This is a genomic window from Buttiauxella sp. AC038 (genome assembly GCF_979253565.1).
The window spans coordinates 1,790,962-1,811,066 of record NZ_CEEDCQ010000001.1 but is presented as its reverse complement, the minus strand read 5'-3'; the positions used below and the strand labels follow the sequence as shown (position 1 = coordinate 1,811,066).

The following is a 20,105-nucleotide window of genomic DNA, read 5'->3' as shown; positions in this document are numbered from 1 at the left end:
CCTGAAACAAAAGCGTGATTGTACCTGTTTTTTAAGTGTGGGCATCACAAAGTTAGGGGGCTTACGCCCCCTTCAGCTTCACTCTTGATCTGCAACCGGGATATACATATCAACTTCCCACACTCCACTTTCAGAGCCATCATTCAGATAGTGCTCAAAGCAAGGTTTGCCGGTTAACTGGAAGCGGTTATCTGCAAGGAGACTATCAAAGAAGAGATTCCATGGTTTTGCAAAATCGCCGTCGTCGACTTTTGCACGCGCGACGGCATATTGCCCTGCTTCAATGCGTGTAGTGATGACACCTTCACTGTTTTCAGGCACGGTAAAATCTTCCGCAACAGAAACAACCGTGTCGCAACGCAGCTTTTCCGCAGGTACAACATCTGGGTTATCGTAGTAAACCGCCAGCCACTCTTCACCGACGACTTTATGAGATTTAACCCATAGAGAAAGTTGCTCAAATCCTTGTTGAACCGTTTTTTCCCACGGCCCTACCATATGAAAACCCGCTACTTTTCGCTCATGAACTTGTTGTACGTTAAATTCCATATGACCTCCTGACCCGATTAAAAGCACTGTATATAAATACACCACTCTATTACTGGGAAGCAATCCTTTGGCTGGGTGATGTGGTTACTTTGCGAGCAAGATCGCTTTTCGCCAATAAATCGTAGTACAGACGAGAACCACAGGTTAGAACTAAAGGCGAAAAAAAAGGCCGACATAAAGTCAGCCTGTTGAAAATTTTAAGCAACTACAGCTTGTGGCTCAGATAATCACTAAATCGCGACCATGCACTGCCCTTTTTAACATCGGTTAGCGTCACCAGCGGCCAGTGTGCAATCAGCTTGTCGCGGTCAAACAGTTCAATTTCACCAACATGTTGGTTAGCGGCGACAGGCGCTTCCATCTCCGGGTTATCAAGGACATATTTGGCTTTAATATTTGGAACTTCCGATTTTGGCAGTGCCAGATAGACATCCTGATTGGTGCCGACTTCAACTTTCTTTTGGTCGCCATACCAGACAGTTTCGGTGCCAATTTTTTTGCCTTTATGCAGCACCTGCACAGTATCAAAATTATCCTGACCCCAATGTAGCAGTTTGCGCGCCTGGTCTTCGCGGCCTTTCGGGCTTTCAGCTCCCATTACAACTGCAATTAAGCGGCGCTCGCCATCAACACTTGAAGCGATAAGGTTAAAGCCTGCACTGGCAGTATGGCCGGTTTTCAAACCATCCACATTCAGCCCTTTATCCCACAATAGGCCATTGCGGTTCTGCTGCGTGATACCATTCCACGTGAGGCTGCGCTCGCTATACATATGATAAAAATCAGGCTCGCCGTGAATAATGGCGCGAGAAAGTACCGCTAAATCGTACGCCGAACTATGCTGGCCTGGCGCATCAAGACCGTGAACAGTTTCAAAATGGGTATCTCGCAGTCGCAGTTGCTGCACGTATTTATTCATCATCGCCACAAATTGTGGCTGCCCGCCAGCGACATAATCGGCTAACGCGACACAAGCGTCGTTCCCGGAATCAATAATCAGCCCGCGGCTTAAATCATGTACCGTTAGTCGGTCACCGGCTTTCAAAAACATCAGCGACGAACCGTCAAAAACCGGATTCCCTTTCGCCCAGGCATCTTTACCGACGGTGACCATATCGTTTGCCGAGATACGCCCGCTATCAATGGCGCGATCCACTACATAGCCGGTCATCAGTTTGGTCAGACTCGCCGGGTTGCGTCGCACATGTTCATTTTGCGCAGCCAGAATTTGCCCGGTGGTGTAATCCATCAATACCCATGAACCCGCCTGGATTTGTGGCGGTGGTGGCGCATTAACAAAGATATCGTCGGCAAAAGCGGTGTGAGCAGATAATGACAGCAGTGAACAGACAGCAAAAAGACGGATCTTCAACGATATACCCTCGGTAACAATAAATTCAGCCGCTTCTTTTACTGGAGTTTGCGATAATTTTCGCAATTAAATTGCAAAAAGTTATGAATAATCAAATTTGCTCGCCGGATTGGATACTTCTCCCGGTGGTGCAGGCGGCGGGTTAATGGTTTACCATGGCGTTATGCAGCACCAGCAAATAATGATGAATACATGGAGAGAGTTTTAGTGGGATTTCAGTTTAATAACAGTATGTTAAACATCACTCAAGGGCGGGGGTAAACCGTGGAAAATTCAACGCAACAACCGACCTTCCTCTTTCATGATTATGAAACTTTCGGCAAAAGCCCATCCCTTGACCGCCCGGCGCAATTTGCGGCTATTCGTACCGATGAACAATTCAATGTCATCGGTGAGCCAGAAGTCTTTTACTGCAAGCCTGCGGATGATTACCTCCCACAGCCAGAAGCCGTGATGATTACCGGCATAACGCCGCAGCAAGCCCTGGCGCGCGGTGTTAATGAAGCCGATTTTGCAAAGCGCATTCACAGCATCTTCACTGTGCCGAAAACCTGCGTGATCGGTTACAACAACGTGCGATTCGATGATGAAGTTACGCGTAATATTTTTTACCGTAATTTCTACGATCCTTATGGCTGGAGCTGGCAGAACGATAATTCTCGTTGGGATTTACTCGATGTGATGCGCGCCTGTTACGCGCTGCGCCCAGAAGGAATTATCTGGCCTGAAAACGAAGAGGGGCTGCCGAGTTTTCGCCTCGAGCACCTGACCAAAGCCAATGGCATTGAACATGCGAATGCGCACGATGCGATGTCAGATGTGTATGCCACTATCGCCATGGCGCAATTAGTCAAAACACGCCAGCCGCGCTTGTTTGAGTACCTCTACAGCCATCGTTCTAAGCACAAGCTCAACACGCTGATTGATATTCCGCAGATGAAACCACTGGTGCATGTTTCCGGGATGTTCGGCGCATGGCGTGGCAACACCAGTTGGATTGCGCCGCTGGCCTGGCACCCGGATAACAAAAATGCGGTGATAATGGTCGATTTAGCAGGTGATATTTCACCACTACTGGAACTGGACGCCGATTTGTTACGCGAACGCTTATATACCCCGAAAACCTCACTGGGCGATGCCGCAGCCGTACCAATCAAACTGGTTCATCTGAATAAATGTCCGGTACTGGCGGTGGCAAATACGTTGCGCCCGGAAGATGCCGAACGGTTAGGAATCGATCGTAAGCGTTGCCTGGATAACCTGAAGTTACTGCGCGAGCACCCTGTGGTGCGTGAAAAAGCTGTGGCTATCTTTGCTGAAGCCGAGCCTTTTGTACCGTCTGATAATGTTGATGCGCAGCTTTATAACGGCTTTTTCAGCGATGCTGACCGCGCGGCGATGCGCATTGTGCTGCAAACCGATCCGCAAAATCTGCCTGCTCTGGATATTACTTTCGCCGATAAACGCATTGAAAAGCTGTTGTTTAACTATCGCGCTCGTAATTTCCCAGGAACACTGGATGAAGCAGAACAACAGCGTTGGTTAGAACACCGCCGTGATGTGTTGTCTCAGGAAGCGTTGCAAGCCTACGCGCAAGAACTGGAGGCGCTGTATAACCTGCATGAAGGGGACAAGGAAAAGACGGCGTTGCTTAAGGAGCTGTTTGAGTACGCGCAGTTTTTGGTAGGGTAATAGATAGCAAAAAGGCCGCTTTCGCGGCCTTTTTCGTATTTAGCTGTTACGCTAAATCTTCGTTGAATTGTGGAACCGGGTTACGGAAGCGACGAGTCACGAAGGCCAGATAGGTCAGGCCGATGGCTGCCCAAATCAGACCCAGAATCATCGAGCTTTCTTCCAGGTTAATCCACAACGCACCCACTGTCAGCGCGCCACAAATTGGCAGCACCAAATAGTTGATGTGATCTTTTATGGACTTGTTGCGCCCTTCACGAATCCAGAACTGGGAAATCACTGACAGGTTAACGAAGGTAAACGCCACCAGCGCACCAAAGTTAATCAGCGCGGTTGCTGTTACCAGGTCAAACTTAATCGCAAACAGCGCGATGATACCGACCAGTACCACGTTCAGTGCCGGGGTACGCCATTTCGGGTGGATGTAGCCGAAGAAGCGCTCCGGGAACACACCGTCTCGACCCATCACATACATCAGGCGAGAAACGCCCGCATGTGCCGCCATACCTGACGCCAGAACGGTAACACAGGAGAAAATCAGGATGCCAAACTGGAAGGTTTTACCTGCCACGAAGAGCATGATTTCTGGCTGTGACGCGTCCGGATCGTGGAAGCGGGAGATATCCGGGAAGTACAATTGCAGGAAGTAGGACACCACAACGAAGATCACGCCGCCAATCAGGGCAGTCAGGAAAATCGCTTTCGGGATGACGCGGCCTGCATCTTTGGTTTCTTCAGACAACGAGCTAATGCCGTCAAAACCGAGGAATGAGAAGCACAGAATGGTCGCTCCGGTAATCATCGGCACCACATTCGCGTGTTCCGACCAGAACGGACGAGTACTGGTTAATGTGCCCGCACCTTCACCATTTGCCACACCGTAAATAACCAGACCGGTGATGACCACCATGACGATCATTTGCAGCACAACAATAAGGCTGTTGAAGTTAGCCACGGTTTTGATGCCGCGCAGGTTGGAGATAGTCATAAAGCCAACCAGCAGCACCACGAAAATCCACGACGGGATAGACGGCACCAGGGCTTCAAAATAGATTTTCGCCAACAGGATGTTGATCATCGGCATAAACAGATAATCAAGCAAGGCAGACCAACCCACCATAAAGCCAACCACTGGGTGGATTGCTTTTTGAGCGTAGGTATAGGCGGAACCCGCTGATGGGAAGCGGCGTACTAGCTTTCCATAACTTAACGCGGTGAACAAAATTGCCACAAGGGCAAACGCGTAAGCCGTAGCGACATGTCCGTCGGTAAGGCCAGATACAATCCCAAATGTATCGAACAAGGTCATAGGCTGCATATAAGCAAGGCCCATCATAACAACCGGAATGAGCGTCAGGCTCTTACGGAGTTCAACACGAGATTTTGCACCTGCGGTGACGTTAAGCGACATGGTCATTCCCCCAAACGGCGAATACCTGCGCAAAAGCAAAAAGCTGCCCCATCTGAATTTCCTCGGCGACACGACTGTCGTTTTTTAAAAGCTAGTATCTATCCGGTACGAAGCCCGGCCTCTTGGTTTTTTTGGCGGATGCCTGTTTGACTACTAGAACTTAATGCAAAAAAATAACCGACGCGTTTAACGTCGGTTTTTTGTTCTCATTTAGTGAGGCGCGTATTTTGCACCAATTCGAGGCAGGATGACAAGATATTGAGGCCTTCATTAACAATTTCTTTTTCAGCCGTTAACGGGACGAGAAAACGAATGACATTCGCTCTCACTCCACATGACAGCAATACCAAACCTTTTTTGCCTGCTTCTTTCACAAGTTCCTGTGTTAACTCTTTATTTGGGCGGTGGCTATCGCGTGCTTCCACCAGCTCCATTGCAATCATGGCGCCATAACCACGCACATCACCAATACAGTCAAATTGCTCGGCCATCTCATGCAAACGATGGGTAATGAGCTCACCAATTTCCTGTGCTTTTTGATTGAGGTTTTCTTGCTCAATAACATCAGTAACCGCAAGCGCCGCTGCAATGGCCACAGGTGAGCCTGCATAGGTGCCACCAAGACCACCTGGCATCGCCTTATCGAACAGCGATTTTTTGCCAACGAGCGCTGAAAGTGGGAAGCCGCCTGCCAGGCTTTTTGCCATGGTGATGAGATCCGGCTCCACCTCGCTATGTTCAATTGCGAAGGTTTTACCAGTGCGGCAGAAACCACTTTGGATTTCATCTGCAATCAGAACGATGCCGTGCTTATCGCACAACGCACGCAGTTGCTTCATAAAGGAAGGCGACGCGGCATAGAAGCCCCCTTCCCCTTGCACTGGCTCAATAATGATCGCGGCGACTTCGTCTGGCGAAACATCAGCAGCAAAAATACCCGCCAATGACGCCAGCGCCTGCGTGTCACTCACGCCAAGATAGGCCGCCGGATAAGGGGCGTGATAAATGCCTGCCGGGAATGGACCATAGCCCTTTTTATACGGCTGCACTTTGCCCGTTAGCGCCATGCCCAGTAAGGTCCGACCGTGGAAGGCCCCACGAAATGCGATGATGGCCGAACGCCCCGTCGCAATACGTGCCACTTTAATGGCATTTTCAACCGCCTCGGCACCCGTGGTAAGGAACAGCGTCTGGCACGGTTCGCTTATCGGCACCAGTTTGTTGAGCCGTTCGGCAAGCTCGATGTAGTTGCCGTAAGGGGTCACCTGGAAACAAGGATGGGTAAATTTTTCAAGTTGTTGACGCACCGCATCAATGACTGCGGGGTGATTATGCCCGGTATTTAGCACCGCAATACCCGAGGCAAAATCGATATAGCGTTTGCCTTCAACATCCCATAATTCGGCATTTTTCGCTTTTTCGATGTATACCGGCAGTGCATTGCCGACCCCATGAGGAACCGCCTGTTCACGCCGCGACTGCCATTGCTGATTGGTTTGCTTCATACAGACTCCTTGCGTGCAAAAAAACTCCGCAAAACAACGCAGAGAAGAAAATTTAAACGCGAAGACATATTCAGAAGAAATAACGAGCCACTTTAAACAATAGATGTGAGCCAGGCGCTCTGCCACTCACCCAAAAGCATTATTTTTGCGCAGTTCCGTATACCAGCGCGATTTCGGGACTGTTGACGATTTGCTCTCGCCACCATTCACTGGCAAGCCCGGCAGTCTGTTCGTTCCAGCCAATCCATACCGGAACAAAAGGCACATGGGAAACAACCTGCTTTTCCACCAGTACGCCACTTTCGATAAAACGTTGCGCCATGTAACGGGGAACGTAACCACAGCCAATGCCGCTGATTTGCAGCTCAAGTTTGGTTTTGAAATCAAAAACGGTGATGGCATCTTGTTCTTCGAGTAAATGCATCGAACGTGACGGCTCAAGACGCGATGTGTCGCCAACGACGACTGCACGACTGCGTTTGATAACCCGGCGAGTGAGTGGTTCTTCAGCTTCAGCAAGTGGGTGATGAGGTGCAATAACAAAGATACTTTCAAGCTGACCAAGCAGCGTAAAACCAAAACCGCTCAACGATGGTGGGTCGCTCATAGCGCCAACAATAATATCGGCCCGGCCTTCAGTCAGCGCTTCCCACGAACCACCCAGCACGCCGTTGATGAATTTCAGCCGCGTCACGCTATAACTTTTGTAGAAAGCTTCAATAAGTGGTGTCAGTAAGGAGAATGGGAAAGAGTCATCAACGCCAATCACCAGTTCGTTTTCCCATCCCTGATGAAGTTTGATTGCCTGCTGTTCCAGTTCGCGCACCGTATGCAGAACTTCGCGCCCTTTTTCCAGAAGAAGCAGACCCGTTCGCGTAAAACGCGCGCGATGCCCTGAACGGTCGAGAATTTGAATGTTGAGATCGTTTTCGAGTTTTTGAACGGTGTAACTGAGTGCGGAAGGCGTTTTAAAGAGCTTTGTTGCCGCCGCAGCAAAGCTCCCTTCTTTATCGAGGGTATCGAGAATGATCAGTACATCCAGCAGTGGTTTCATACTCGTTCCTGAAAGTCACGAGCAACACCCCACAGCGGTTACTGCATGGGCATTACCAGCGGGTTTGGATACTGATATTCAAACCCAAGTTCATTGCAAATACGGTTGCCATCCACCAGCTTACCGTGGCCATTTTGCGTTTCAGTGCGAAAAAGGGGTGCGTCTAAATTCATCTGTCGTGCCATCAAAGAGTAGAACTCGGCACGCGTTGGGTGAGCTGGCGCACATAAATTATAGATGTGCCCGCCTTTCGGAGCCTGTAGCAACAGCGTAATTGCTGAAATAACATCTTCAAGGTGTACCAGATTGACTCCATGAGCGCCATTTACCACGTCGGTTTTTCCTGCCAGAAAACGCCCAGGATGGCGTTCCGGCCCAACCAAACCCGCAAGACGCAGAATATCTACCGAAGTACCAGGCAAATCATGCAGCCAGGTTTCCAGCTCTTTTAGCACCCGCCCACTGGCGGTAACGGGCTCAAGCGGCGAAGTTTCTTTCACGCTGCCTTCAGCTTCACCATACACAGACGTGGAGCTGGTAAAAATAATACGCGGAATATTATGAGCCAGAGCGCTATCAACAATTTCTTGTACCGCCTGCAGGTAAAAATCGTCGCCTTCGCCAGTACGACGAGCGGGCAGCGTTATCACTAATGCATCCGCATCCAGCAGTGCATCCAGATCGTCGCTGTCACAAACCAGTTCAGGAGTCAGTTGCAACTGATAACTGTCAATTCCACTCATTCTTGCGGCGTCGACACCATCAAGGGTGGTTTTACTTCCTGTCACTTGCCAGCCACGCGCTGACAATGACATCGCCAGTGGCATTCCCAGCCACCCTAACCCGACAATCGCAACCTTTTTCATGCCTTCTCTCCTGGATTACAGCATATCTCTCTGCTGTGCTTTTTAGCCCTTCATTAAGGCTACGCCACGTTACGACAACTGACAATCAATGGCACTAAACAGAATATTAATTGGCGGGGTAAAAAGCCCTTGCACAAGGCACTGCATATGGTTTACGTTAAAAGCACATCATGAATAAACATTCATACGAGAATTTTATGACACGCGTTCAAACTGCTATCCACCATCATCACCATCATCCTGACTAGTCTTTCAGGCGATGTGTGCTGGGAGACAGAAAAATCTTCCAGTGGTGCATGAACGAGTCAATAAGCCCCCGGAAGATTTCTTCCGGGGGCTTTTTTTGGACGTCAGACAAGAATTAATTAGGGGAAACCATCAATGTTAGACAACACACGTTTACGCATAGCTATTCAGAAATCAGGCCGTTTAAGCGATGATTCACGCGAATTGCTCGCGCGCTGTGGCATAAAAATCAACCTGCATACTCAGCGCCTGATTGCGTTAGCAGAAAACATGCCTATCGATATTCTGCGTGTTCGTGATGACGATATTCCTGGGCTGATTATGGACGGTGTGGTGGATCTGGGCATTATCGGCGAGAACGTGCTGGAAGAAGAGTTGCTAACGCGCCGCGCTCAGGGCGAGGACCCACGTTATTTCACGCTGCGTCGTCTGGATTTCGGTGGTTGCCGCTTCTCTCTGGCGATTTCTGTTGATGAACCTTGGGATGGCCCTGCCAGTCTGAACAATAAGCGTATCGCGACTTCTTACCCTCACCTGTTGAAGCGTTACCTTGATGGCAAAGGTGTGCAGTTTAAATCCTGCCTGTTAAACGGTTCTGTTGAAGTGGCTCCACGTGCGGGTCTGGCGGATGCCATTTGTGACCTGGTTTCCACTGGCGCAACTCTTGAAGCCAACGGCCTGCGTGAAGTTGAAGTGATTTACCGCTCCAAAGCCTGCCTTATTCAACGCGACGGTGAAATGCCTGAAGCCAAGCAACAGCTCATCGACAAACTGATGACCCGTATTCAGGGCGTGATTCAGGCGCGTGAATCGAAATACATTATGTTGCATGCGCCAAGCGAGCGTCTGGATGAGATTATTGCTCTGCTGCCAGGTGCTGAACGCCCAACCATTCTGCCGCTGGCAGGGGATCAACAGCGTGTAGCAATGCACATGGTGAGCAGCGAAACGCTGTTCTGGGAAACCATGGAGAAACTCAAAGCGCTGGGTGCCAGTTCAATTCTGGTGTTACCAATTGAGAAGATGATGGAGTAACACCATGGCAAACTTCAATACGTTGATTAACTGGAATGAGTGCGATGAAGCCGCACAGCAGGCTTTGCTGACCCGTCCGGCGATTTCCGCATCGGAAAGCATCACCCGCACGGTCGCTGACATCCTGAATAATGTGAAAGCTAAAGGTGATGCTGCATTGCGCGAATACAGCGCAAAGTTCGATAAAACCGATGTGCAGCAACTGAAGGTCAGCGAGCAGGAAATTACCGCTGCCGTCGCGCGCCTGGGGCCAGAGATAAAAGAGGCGATGGCCGTTGCTGTTGCGAATATCGAAAAATTCCACGTTGCTCAGCAACTGCCAACTGTTGATATCGAAACGATGCCAGGCGTGCGCTGCCAGCAAGTTACGCGCCCGGTTGCCTCTGTTGGCCTTTATATTCCTGGCGGTTCCGCACCGCTGTTTTCAACCGTATTGATGCTTGCCACGCCTGCCCGTATCGCAGGCTGCAAAAAAGTGGTGCTGTGCTCACCGCCACCGATTGCCGATGAAATTCTGTATGCCGCGCAACTGTGTGGCGTGCAGGAAGTGTTTCAGGTCGGCGGTGCGCAGGCCATTGCTGCACTGGCGCTGGGCACCGAAAGCATCCCGAAAGTGGATAAGATCTTCGGGCCAGGCAACGCGTTTGTTACCGAAGCCAAACGCCAGGTCAGCCAACGCCTTGATGGTGCGGCCATCGACATGCCAGCAGGCCCTTCCGAAGTGTTAGTCATCGCCGATAGCGGTGCAACGCCTGACTTCGTGGCATCGGACCTGCTTTCACAGGCCGAACACGGCCCGGACTCACAAGTGATTCTGTTAACGCCGGATGCAGATATGGCGCAAGCCGTCGCCGAAGCCGTTGAGCGCCAGTTAGCCGCTCTGCCGCGTGCTGAAACCGCTCGCAAAGCGCTGGAAAGCAGCCGCCTGATTATTGCTCGCGACCTCGAGCAATGCATTGAAATCTCCAACCAGTACGGCCCGGAACACCTGATTATTCAGACCCGCAACGCCCGTGAGCTGGTCGATAGCATCACCAGTGCAGGTTCCGTGTTCCTCGGTGACTGGTCACCGGAATCGGCTGGCGACTACGCTTCCGGGACTAACCACGTGCTGCCGACGTACGGTTATACCTCAACGTGTTCAAGCCTTGGACTGGCTGATTTCCAGAAACGCATGACGGTTCAGGAACTCTCACCACAAGGTTTCGCAAGCCTTGCGAAAACGATTGAAACTCTGGCCGCCGCTGAGTTGCTGGATGCCCACAAAAACGCCGTTACCCTGCGTGTTGCAGCACTTAAGGAGCAAGCATGAGCATTGAAGAGTTAGCCCGTGAGAACGTTCGCGCCCTGACCCCTTACCAGTCGGCTCGCCGCCTGGGTGGCAATGGTGATGTGTGGCTGAACGCGAATGAATATCCAACCGCGGTTGAGTACGAACTGACGCAACAGACGCTGAACCGTTACCCGGAATGCCAGCCAAAACTGGTCATCGAACGTTACGCCGAATACGCAGGCGTGAAATCTGAGCAAGTGCTGGTCAGCCGTGGCGCAGACGAAGGTATTGAACTGTTGATCCGCGCATTCTGCGAGCCGGGCAAAGATGCCGTTCTCTACTGCCCGCCAACTTACGGTATGTACAGCGTAAGCTGCGAAGCCTTCAACGTGGAATGCCGCGTCGTACCCACACTGGCAGACTGGCAGCTCGATTTACCGGCAATTGCGGAGAACATTGAAGGCGTAAAAGTCATTTACGTTTGCAGCCCGAATAACCCAACGGGGCAGTTAATCAATCCGCAAGATTTGCGCGTATTGCTGGAAATGGCTCGCGGTAAAGCCTTAGTGGTGGCGGATGAAGCCTATATCGAGTTTTGCCCGCAGGCGACGCTCGCTGGCTGGTTGAATGAGTATCCGCACCTTGTGGTGCTGCGCACGCTATCCAAAGCTTTTGCGCTGGCTGGCCTGCGCTGTGGCTTTACGCTGGCAAATGAAGAAGTGATCAATTTGCTGATGAAAGTCATCGCCCCTTACCCGCTTTCGACCCCGGTCGCGGATATTGCCGCTCAAGCGTTAAGCCCGCAGGGTATTAACGCAATGCGCGAGCGCGTGGCGCAAGTTCTGTTGAATCGCCAGTACCTGGTCACAGCACTTCAGGAAGTGGGTTGCGTAGAGCAAGTTTTCGACTCAGAAACCAACTATGTTCTGGCGCGCATCACCGCTTCAAGTGCTGTATTTAAATCTCTGTGGGATCAGGGCATTATCCTACGTGACCAAAATAAACAACCATCGTTAAGCGGCTGCCTGCGGATAACCGTTGGCACCCGTTTAGAATGCGAGCGCACTATTGCAGCGCTGCGTGAACAACCAGGCCTGACGGCCACGGAGGGCGTGTGAGCCAGAAAATTCTTTTTATCGACCGTGACGGCACTTTAATTTCTGAACCACCTTCAGATTACCAGGTGGACCGGATGGACAAACTGGCCTTTGAGCCAGCGGTGATCCCAGCCCTGCTGCAATTGCAAAAAGCAGGCTACAAGCTGGTCATGATCACCAATCAGGACGGTTTAGGCACCGAGAGCTTCCCGCAAGCGGATTTCGACGGCCCACACAACCTGATGATGCAAGTGTTTACCTCGCAGGGCGTCAACTTTGATGATGTGCTAATTTGCCCGCACTTGCCGACTGACAACTGTGAATGCCGTAAACCAAAAATTGCCATGGTGAAGGGTTATCTGGAAGAAGGCGTGCTTGATAAGCCAAACAGTTATGTGATTGGCGACCGTGCGACCGATATCGAACTGGCTGAAAATATGGGTATTCAGGGTTTACGCTACCACGGCGAAACGCTGAACTGGCCGACCATCAGTGAACAACTGACTAAACGTGACCGTTATGCCCATGTTGAACGCGCCACCAAAGAGACGCAAATCGACGTGCAAGTCTGGCTCGACCGTGAAGGTGGCAGCAAAATTAACACTGGCGTGGGTTTCTTCGACCATATGCTGGACCAGATTGCCACCCACGGCGGCTTCCGTATGGATATCAGCGTGAAAGGCGACCTCTACATCGACGACCACCACACGGTTGAAGACACGGGTCTGGCGCTGGGTGAAGCGTTGAAAATCGCGCTGGGCGATAAACGTGGCATTACCCGTTTCGGCTTCACTTTGCCGATGGACGAATGCCTGGCCCGTTGTGCGCTGGATATTTCTGGCCGCCCGCACCTGGAATATAAAGCCGAGTATAACTTCCAGCGTGTCGGCGATTTAAGCACCGAGATGGTTGAACACTTCTTCCGTTCGCTTTCTTACACCATGGGTGTGACGCTGCACCTGAAAACCAAAGGCAAAAACGACCACCACCGTGTCGAAAGCCTGTTTAAAGTCTTTGGTCGCACGTTGCGCCAGGCTATCAAAGTTGAAGGCGACACGCTGCCCTCCTCAAAAGGAGTGTTGTAATGAACGTGGTGATTCTGGACACAGGATGCGCCAACCTGCACTCGGTGAGCTCAGCAATCCAGCGTCACGGCTACGAGCCACTGGTGAGCCGCGATCCTGATGTGGTGCTACGCGCCGATAAACTCTTTTTACCGGGTGTAGGAACAGCACAAGCGGCGATGGATCAGATTCGTGAGCGCGACCTTATCGATCTGATTAAAGCCTGTACGCAACCCGTGCTGGGCATTTGCCTAGGTATGCAATTGCTGGGTTCGCGCAGTGACGAAAGCAACGGTATCGACATGCTCGGCATCATCGCGCAGCCGGTGCTGAAAATGACCGACCATGGTTTGCCTTTGCCGCATATGGGCTGGAACCGCGTCTATCCCAAAGCCGGTGACCGCTTGTTCCGTGGCATTGACGATGGTGATTATTTTTACTTTGTGCACAGCTATGCGATGCCGGTATGTGCAAACACCATCGCGCAGGCAAGCTACGGTGAAGCTTTCACCGCTGCCGTGCAAAAAGATAATTTCTTTGGCGTGCAGTTCCACCCGGAGCGCTCGGGTGCTGCTGGCGCGAAATTACTGAAAAACTTCCTGGAGATGTAAGCACCATGATTATTCCTGCTCTCGATTTAATTGACGGCACAGTGGTGCGCCTTCATCAGGGGGACTATGGCCAGCAACGCGATTACGGCAACGACCCGTTGCCGCGGCTGCAAGAGTACGAAGCGCAAGGTGCGCAAGTGCTGCATCTGGTCGATTTAACCGGCGCAAAAGACCCTGCCAAACGCCAGATCCCACTGATTAAAACGCTGGTTGCGGGTGTGAAAGTTCCCGTGCAAGTGGGTGGTGGTGTTCGTACTGAAGAAGATGTTGCCGCACTACTTGAAGCAGGTGTTGCACGTGTTGTCGTCGGGTCAACGGCGGTGAAATCACCCGAGGTTGTCAAAGGCTGGTTTACCCGCTTTGGTGCTGATGCACTGGTGTTAGCACTTGATGTGCGCATTGACGAACAAGGCAATAAACACGTCGCTGTCAGCGGCTGGCAAGAGAACTCTGGTGTTTCATTGGAAGAACTGGTGGAAATATACCTGCCCGTCGGGCTCAAACATGTGTTGTGCACCGATATTTCACGCGACGGAACACTGGCAGGTTCTAACGTGTCGCTGTATGAAGAAGTTTGCGCGCGTTTCCCACAGGTGGCGTTCCAGTCCTCCGGTGGCATTGGTGATATCGATGATATCGCCGCTTTACGCGGAACAGGCGTTCAAGGCGTGATTGTTGGGCGTGCACTGCTGGAAGGGAAATTCAACGTAACGGAGGCAATCTCATGCTGGCAAAACGGATAATTCCTTGCCTGGATGTACGCGACGGGCAAGTCGTCAAAGGTGTGCAATTCCGCAACCATGAAATCATTGGTGACATCGTCCCACTAGCGCAACGATACGCCGCCGAAGGTGCAGACGAACTGGTGTTCTACGATATCACCGCATCGAGCGATGGCCGTGTGGTTGATAAAAGCTGGGTGTCACGAGTGGCAGAAGTTATTGATATTCCATTCTGCGTGGCCGGTGGCATCAAGTCGATTGAAGACGCCGCACAGATTCTCTCTTTTGGCGCGGATAAGATTTCAATCAACTCCCCCGCTCTGGCTGACCCTGAACTGATTACCCGCCTGGCTGAACGTTTTGGTGTGCAGTGTATTGTGGTCGGCATTGATACCTGGAATGATTGCGAAACCGGGAAATATCACGTCAACCAATATACCGGCGACGAAAGCCGCACGCGTGTCACCAAGTGGGAAACGGCAGATTGGGTGCAGGAAGTACAAAAACGTGGGGCCGGGGAAATCGTTCTGAACATGATGAACCAGGATGGCGTGCGTAACGGTTACGACCTGGAGCAATTAAAGAAAATACGTGAAGTTTGCCACGTGCCACTGATTGCCTCTGGTGGCGCGGGAACCATGGAACACTTCCTCGAAGCTTTCCGTGATACAGATGTTGATGGTGCGCTGGCAGCCTCAGTGTTCCACAAGCAAATTATTAATATTGGTGAGCTGAAACTTTATCTGGCTCAGCAAGGCGTGGAGATAAGAGTGTGCTAACAACAGAACAACAAGCTCAACTGGACTGGGAAAAAACCGATGGCCTGATGCCGGTCATCGTCCAGCATGCGAAATCTGGTGAAGTATTGATGCTGGGATATATGAACCCAGAAGCTCTGGCGCAAACCATCGATAGCGGAAAAGTCACCTTCTTCTCTCGCACGAAACAGCGTTTGTGGACCAAAGGTGAAACCTCCGGCAATTTCCTGAATGTCGTGAAAATCGCGCCAGACTGTGATAACGACACGCTTCTTGTTCTGGCAAACCCAATTGGCCCAACCTGCCATTTAGGTACCTCAAGCTGCTTTGGTGATACCCACCACGACTGGCACTTCCTGTACCAACTTGAGGAACTGCTGGCATCACGCAAAGCTGCCGACCCTGAGAGTTCGTATACCGCGAAGTTGTATGCGAGTGGAACCAAGCGTATTGCGCAGAAAGTCGGTGAGGAAGGCGTGGAAACTGCGCTGGCGGCAACAGTTAATGACCGTTTTGAACTGAAGAATGAGGCATCGGATTTGGTGTATCACCTGCTGGTGTTACTGCAGGATCAGGATTTGGATTTGAGCGCGGTGATTGAGAATTTGCGGGAAAGGCATAAGTAAGTTTGCTTTGATGTGAAAAAGGCCGCGAAAGCGGCCTTATTCACATCTAGACAAGTCTTACACAATTGGCTTGTAGTTACGCAGTGCGTTACGTCCAAGGACAACACCAGCCCCTAGAATCAAGCCAACCAGAGCACCCAAGACTAATGTCAGTCCTTTTTTCGGGCTATCACGGCGAATTGGCAAGCTTGGTTTCATTACATAGCGGAAGGCGTATGTAGTATCTGGTTTAGACTTCAACGCATTGATCGCTAACAAAGTTTGACGAGCGCTGAAGTAAGACTCATCCAGCGGCAGTGGACGCGTCGCTTCATTCTTAATGGTGGATGAAAGCGCATCACTACCCAATACAAACAATGTGTCTTCAGACAGCGTTTCAGCCTGCTGAACCAGGGTGTTTTTGATGTTGGATTGCTGCGCAACTATCAATGCCTGATTCAGGATCTCCAGACGCTTGTCTTTCTTCTCTTGAGCAATTTTCTCTTTGGTTGCCAAATCGACTTTCAGATCTTCAACTTTAGAATTGATACTGGTCTGCAAGTCATCATCAAGCTCGGTAACAATGCGTTTATTAATTTGCTGAATGTAGTTGGTGAGTGTTTTTTGTGCCTCACCCGCAGTGGTTGCAACATAGCTCACTTTCAGTGGAACAGGCTGGCCTTTTACCGATTCTTCAATCGTCAGTTTTTCAGGCTTATCTTGATTGTCTAACTGTTCGGACAAAGCAGACAACGCGGAGTTAAACCGGCCAAAGAAACGCTGCTGTATCTCTCCAATACTCGGAATACTTGACGGATTTTGGCTATACAGAATATTCATTGAGTTATTGTAGTTCGCAATTTGCCCTGAATCCGGCAACGTAATGATAGCTTCAGAAGTCCATTTCTCTTTAGCAACGAAAAGATAGATAACAGCAAGGATTATAGCTGCGACAGCAAAAGCGATTATGGTAACTTTACCCTTCCATAACTGCATTAAAATATCAATTAAATCAATAGATTCCATTGGTTCAGCAATGTGGTTTTTGCCCGCATTATTGTAATCTTGGTTCATGTTTACCCTAGAGAAAGTAGTCACATTCATTTAATTAAGCGCACAACATAAGTGTAGATGAAATATATAATTGAAAAATAGGAATTTTGTTCAAAAACAATATCTATTTTCACTTGTGTTAATTTTGTGTTACCGCTTATTTTCTAACTGTATCATGTTCAATCGAGAAAACTAGTCGGTTAATCCGAAAAAAAGCGGCCCTGTAAAGGGCCGCTTAAGTAAGCATTTATTATTAAGAAAATGATTATTCAAGCCATTCCGTATGGAACACACCTTCTTTATCAGTGCGTTTGTAAGTATGCGCACCAAAGTAGTCGCGCTGCGCCTGAATCAGGTTGGCAGGCAGAACCGCTGAACGATAGCTATCGTAGTAAGAGATAGCGGCAGAGAAAGTCGGTGCTGGAATACCATTTTGGACCGCATAAGAAACTACGTCACGCAGTGCTTGCTGATATTCGTCAGCAATTTGCTTGAAGTATGGCGCCAACAGCAAGTTTGCAATCGCTGGATTTTCAGCATATGCATCAGTGATTTTCTGCAAGAATTGCGCACGAATAATACAACCCGCACGGAAAATCTTAGCAATCTCTCCGTAGTTGAGATCCCAGTTATTCTCTTCAGAAGCAGCACGCAGTTGTGAGAAGCCCTGAGCGTAAGAAACGATCTTGCCCAGATACAATGCACGACGCACTTTCTCGGAGAACTCAGCTTTATCACCAGCAAATGGTTTAACCTGTGGGCCACTCAGTACCTTAGATGCAGCAACACGTTGCTCTTTTAATGAAGAGATATAACGCGCGAACACAGATTCAGTGATAAGCGACAGTGGCTCACCGAGATCCAGCGAGCTTTGGCTAGTCCACTTGCCCGTACCTTTGTTCGCAGCTTCATCAAGAATCACATCAACCAGGTAGTTACCTTCTTCATCTTTTTTAGTGAAGATGTCTTTAGTGATGTCAATCAGGTAGCTGCTTAGTTCGCCTTTGTTCCAGTCAGTAAAGGTTGTTGCCAACTCTTCATTGGACAGATTCAGGCCATTTTTAAGCAGTGAATAGGCTTCAGCAATAAGCTGCATGTCACCATATTCAATACCGTTGTGAACCATTTTCACATAATGACCAGCGCCATCAGCACCGATATAAGCAACACATGGTTCGCCGTCTTCTGCAACTGCTGCAATCTGCTTAAGAATTGGTGCAACCAGTTCGTAGGCTTCTTTCTGACCGCCAGGCATGATAGATGGGCCTTTTAAAGCACCTTCTTCACCACCAGAAACACCTGTACCAATAAAGTTAAACCCTTCCGCAGACAGTTCACGATTACGACGAATGGTATCGTGATAGAAGGTATTACCACCATCGATAAGAATGTCACCCTTATCAAGATAAGGCTTCAAGGAATCAATGGTTTTGTCCGTGGCTTCGCCTGCCTTAACCATTAATAAAATACGACGAGGAGTTTCCAGAGATTCAACAAACTCTTGAACTGTGTAATAAGGAACCAGCTTCTTGCCCGGATTCTCAGCGATAACTTCTTCAGTTTTATCGCCTGAACGGTTGAACACGGAAACGGTATAGCCACGGCTTTCGATGTTGAGCGCTAAGTTGCGCCCCATCACTGCCATACCAACGACGCCGATCTGCTGTTTGGACATTACAAACTCCTGTCTTTTGGAAGGTTACTACGACTTCAACGCCGTACTAATGTTGTCTTGATGTTAACTCAGGTTTGTAGGGTGTGGGTAGAGTTTGATCAACAATGCCCACCTACTGATGAACTATCATTCAATATAGTCAAACCTTACTGTCGCAACAGTTTCAGGATTTCTTCTGTTTTTTCTTCCATCAGCGCGATGTTATTACGCGATTCCACATTCAGGCGCACCACCGGCTCGGTATTTGAACTGCGCAGGTTAAAGCGCCAGTCCGCAAACGCCATGCTCACGCCGTCGGTGTGGTCCACTTCCTGCGCGTGCGGCGCAAAGTGCTGCTGCACACGCGCAATCGCGACTTTCGGGTCCGCCAGCTTGCTGTTGATTTCCCCGCTCGCCGGCCACGCCGCCATACGGTCACGCACCAGCTCGCCAAGGGTTTTCCCTTTCAGGCACAGCAACTCGGTCACCAGCAGCCACGGGATCATCCCGCTGTCGCAGTAAGCAAAATCACGGAAATAGTGGTGGGCGCTCATTTCACCGCCGTAGATGGCGTCTTCCTGGCGCATACGCTCTTTGATAAACGCATGACCGGTTTTCGACATCACCGGCGTGCCGCCTGCGCGCTCAACGATATCCACCGTGTTCCACGACAGGCGCGGGTCATGAATAATCTTCGCTCCCGGCTGTTTTTCAAGGAATGCCGCCGCCAGCAGGCCGACGATGTAATAGCCTTCGATAAACTGCCCTTTCTCATCGAACAGGAAGCAGCGGTCGAAATCGCCGTCAAAGGCGATGCCCATATCCGCGCCATGTTCAATCACCGCGTTGCGGGTATCGTCGCGACACTCCGGTAGCAGCGGGTTCGGGATACCGTTCGGGAAGTTGCCATCAGGCTGGTTGTGTACTTTGATGAACGTCAGCGGCACGTTGAGTGCCTTAAAGCGTGCTTCGATGGCATCAACAATCGGGCCCGCCGCACCGTTACCGGAGTTAATCACCAGTTTCAGCGGCTTGATGTTTTTGACGTTGATGTACGAGAACAGATGGTCGATGTACGACTCCACCACCGAAACTTTCTGGTAGCTGCCGCGTTTTACCGCGTCCACCGGCGGGAAGTCGTTGGCTTCCGCCAGGCGCTGTACATCACGCAGGCCGGTGTCGCCGCTAATCGGGCGAGCCCCTTCGCGCACCAGTTTCATGCCGTTGTAGTCCATCGGGTTATGGCTGGCGGTCACTTCAATGCCGCCGTCCACATTCAGATGCCAGGTAGCAAAATAGATTTCCTCGGTGCCGGACAGGCCGATATCCAGCACGTCCACACCCGCATCCTGCAGCCCTTTTGCCAGCGCCAGCTTGAGCGCTTCGCTGGTCAGGCGCACATCGCCGCCCAGCACAATGGTTTTCGGTTTCAGGTACTCGCCATAGGCGCGGCCAATGCGTTCGGCAATCTCTTCATTCAGCTCTTCGCCCAGCTTGCCGCGAATGTCGTAGGCTTTAAAACAGGTTAAATTAGTCAT

At 50.5% G+C, this 20,105-nt stretch carries 20 protein-coding genes and 1 other annotated feature; of the genes, 10 read left to right on the top strand and 10 right to left on the bottom strand.

Annotated features, from left to right (window positions below):
* Positions 1-78: 78 nt before the first annotated feature.
* Positions 79-549 carry a DNA gyrase inhibitor SbmC gene (sbmC, locus tag AC0IXI_RS08605; RefSeq protein ID WP_134185476.1) on the bottom strand — a complete coding sequence of 157 codons (471 nt, stop codon included), beginning with the start codon at positions 547-549 and terminating at the stop codon, positions 79-81.
* 205 nt (positions 550-754) lie between these two features.
* On the bottom strand, positions 755-1,921 hold the full coding sequence (gene dacD, locus AC0IXI_RS08600) for a serine-type D-Ala-D-Ala carboxypeptidase DacD (RefSeq protein WP_064512154.1): 1,167 nt from the start codon (positions 1,919-1,921) through the stop codon (positions 755-757).
* A gap of 264 nt (positions 1,922-2,185) precedes the next feature.
* On the opposite strand from dacD, the gene sbcB reads away from it, so the two are divergent.
* Complete coding sequence (gene sbcB / locus AC0IXI_RS08595; protein ID WP_471682262.1) at positions 2,186-3,613, top strand: exodeoxyribonuclease I; 1,428 nt, start codon at positions 2,186-2,188, stop codon at positions 3,611-3,613.
* 46 nt (positions 3,614-3,659) lie between these two features.
* Here sbcB and AC0IXI_RS08590 read toward each other — a convergent pair whose 3' ends face one another.
* The 5 genes from AC0IXI_RS08590 to AC0IXI_RS08570 form a co-directional block, all read right to left on the bottom strand.
* Positions 3,660-5,024, bottom strand: coding sequence for an APC family permease (locus AC0IXI_RS08590; protein WP_064512283.1), 1,365 nt, complete (start codon positions 5,022-5,024; stop codon positions 3,660-3,662).
* Positions 5,014-5,076 (bottom strand): membrane protein YoeI, encoded by a 63-nt coding sequence (yoeI, locus tag AC0IXI_RS08585; RefSeq protein ID WP_115631794.1) that lies wholly within the window; start codon positions 5,074-5,076, stop codon positions 5,014-5,016. The genes AC0IXI_RS08590 and yoeI overlap by 11 nt, the downstream gene beginning before the upstream one ends.
* Positions 5,077-5,230: 154 nt before the next feature.
* The gene (gene gabT, locus AC0IXI_RS08580; protein ID WP_064512158.1) at positions 5,231-6,529 is read right to left on the bottom strand and encodes a 4-aminobutyrate--2-oxoglutarate transaminase; all 1,299 of its coding nucleotides are present in this window, start codon (positions 6,527-6,529) and stop codon (positions 5,231-5,233) included.
* A 139-nt stretch (positions 6,530-6,668) separates the two neighbouring features.
* Positions 6,669-7,583 carry a LysR substrate-binding domain-containing protein gene (locus AC0IXI_RS08575; protein ID WP_471682261.1) on the bottom strand — a complete coding sequence of 305 codons (915 nt, stop codon included), beginning with the start codon at positions 7,581-7,583 and terminating at the stop codon, positions 6,669-6,671.
* 38 nt (positions 7,584-7,621) lie between these two features.
* Positions 7,622-8,449 carry an SDR family oxidoreductase gene (locus AC0IXI_RS08570; protein WP_471682260.1) on the bottom strand — a complete coding sequence of 276 codons (828 nt, stop codon included), beginning with the start codon at positions 8,447-8,449 and terminating at the stop codon, positions 7,622-7,624.
* Between the two features lie 197 nt (positions 8,450-8,646).
* On the opposite strand from AC0IXI_RS08570, the gene hisL reads away from it, so the two are divergent.
* The 9 genes from hisL (at position 8,647) to hisIE (ending at position 15,881) form a co-directional block, all read left to right on the top strand.
* Positions 8,647-8,697 (top strand): his operon leader peptide, encoded by a 51-nt coding sequence (gene hisL, locus AC0IXI_RS08565; protein WP_208326149.1) that lies wholly within the window; start codon positions 8,647-8,649, stop codon positions 8,695-8,697.
* Positions 8,673-8,795, top strand: a sequence feature (His leader region). Its footprint overlaps the gene before it by 25 nt.
* 35 nt (positions 8,796-8,830) lie before the next feature.
* Positions 8,831-9,730 carry an ATP phosphoribosyltransferase gene (gene hisG, locus AC0IXI_RS08560; protein ID WP_471682259.1) on the top strand — a complete coding sequence of 300 codons (900 nt, stop codon included), beginning with the start codon at positions 8,831-8,833 and terminating at the stop codon, positions 9,728-9,730.
* Positions 9,731-9,734: 4 nt separating this feature from the next.
* Entirely contained in the window at positions 9,735-11,042 is a 1,308-nt protein-coding gene (gene hisD, locus AC0IXI_RS08555; protein WP_064512166.1) for a histidinol dehydrogenase, read from the top strand.
* Positions 11,039-12,121, top strand: a complete 1,083-nt coding sequence (gene hisC / locus AC0IXI_RS08550; RefSeq protein ID WP_471682258.1) for a histidinol-phosphate transaminase — start codon at positions 11,039-11,041, stop codon at positions 12,119-12,121. Before hisD ends, hisC begins: the two co-directional genes overlap by 4 nt.
* On the top strand, positions 12,118-13,185 hold the full coding sequence (gene hisB / locus AC0IXI_RS08545) for a bifunctional histidinol-phosphatase/imidazoleglycerol-phosphate dehydratase HisB (protein ID WP_413498565.1): 1,068 nt from the start codon (positions 12,118-12,120) through the stop codon (positions 13,183-13,185). Before hisC ends, hisB begins: the two co-directional genes overlap by 4 nt.
* Positions 13,185-13,775: an imidazole glycerol phosphate synthase subunit HisH gene (hisH, locus tag AC0IXI_RS08540; RefSeq protein ID WP_471682257.1), complete on the top strand. Its 591-nt coding sequence runs from the start codon at positions 13,185-13,187 to the stop codon at positions 13,773-13,775. The genes hisB and hisH overlap by 1 nt, the downstream gene beginning before the upstream one ends.
* Before the next feature lie 5 nt (positions 13,776-13,780).
* Positions 13,781-14,518 (top strand): 1-(5-phosphoribosyl)-5-[(5-phosphoribosylamino)methylideneamino]imidazole-4-carboxamide isomerase, encoded by a 738-nt coding sequence (gene hisA / locus AC0IXI_RS08535; RefSeq protein WP_471682256.1) that lies wholly within the window; start codon positions 13,781-13,783, stop codon positions 14,516-14,518.
* Complete coding sequence (gene hisF / locus AC0IXI_RS08530) at positions 14,500-15,276, top strand: imidazole glycerol phosphate synthase subunit HisF (protein ID WP_154153373.1); 777 nt, start codon at positions 14,500-14,502, stop codon at positions 15,274-15,276. The genes hisA and hisF overlap by 19 nt, the downstream gene beginning before the upstream one ends.
* A complete protein-coding gene (gene hisIE, locus AC0IXI_RS08525) occupies positions 15,270-15,881 on the top strand; it encodes a bifunctional phosphoribosyl-AMP cyclohydrolase/phosphoribosyl-ATP diphosphatase HisIE (RefSeq protein ID WP_471682255.1) in 612 nt (203 codons plus the stop codon). Before hisF ends, hisIE begins: the two co-directional genes overlap by 7 nt.
* 57 nt (positions 15,882-15,938) lie before the next feature.
* On the opposite strand, the gene wzzB is transcribed toward hisIE, so the two are convergent.
* From wzzB to cpsG, 3 genes are all read right to left on the bottom strand, one after another.
* On the bottom strand, positions 15,939-16,934 hold the full coding sequence (gene wzzB / locus AC0IXI_RS08520) for an LPS O-antigen chain length determinant protein WzzB (RefSeq protein ID WP_471682254.1): 996 nt from the start codon (positions 16,932-16,934) through the stop codon (positions 15,939-15,941).
* Positions 16,935-17,178: 244 nt separating this feature from the next.
* Entirely contained in the window at positions 17,179-18,588 is a 1,410-nt protein-coding gene (gene gndA / locus AC0IXI_RS08515) for an NADP-dependent phosphogluconate dehydrogenase (RefSeq protein ID WP_471682253.1), read from the bottom strand.
* 146 nt (positions 18,589-18,734) lie between these two features.
* Positions 18,735-20,105 (bottom strand): colanic acid biosynthesis phosphomannomutase CpsG, encoded by a 1,371-nt coding sequence (cpsG, locus tag AC0IXI_RS08510; RefSeq protein WP_471682252.1) that lies wholly within the window; start codon positions 20,103-20,105, stop codon positions 18,735-18,737.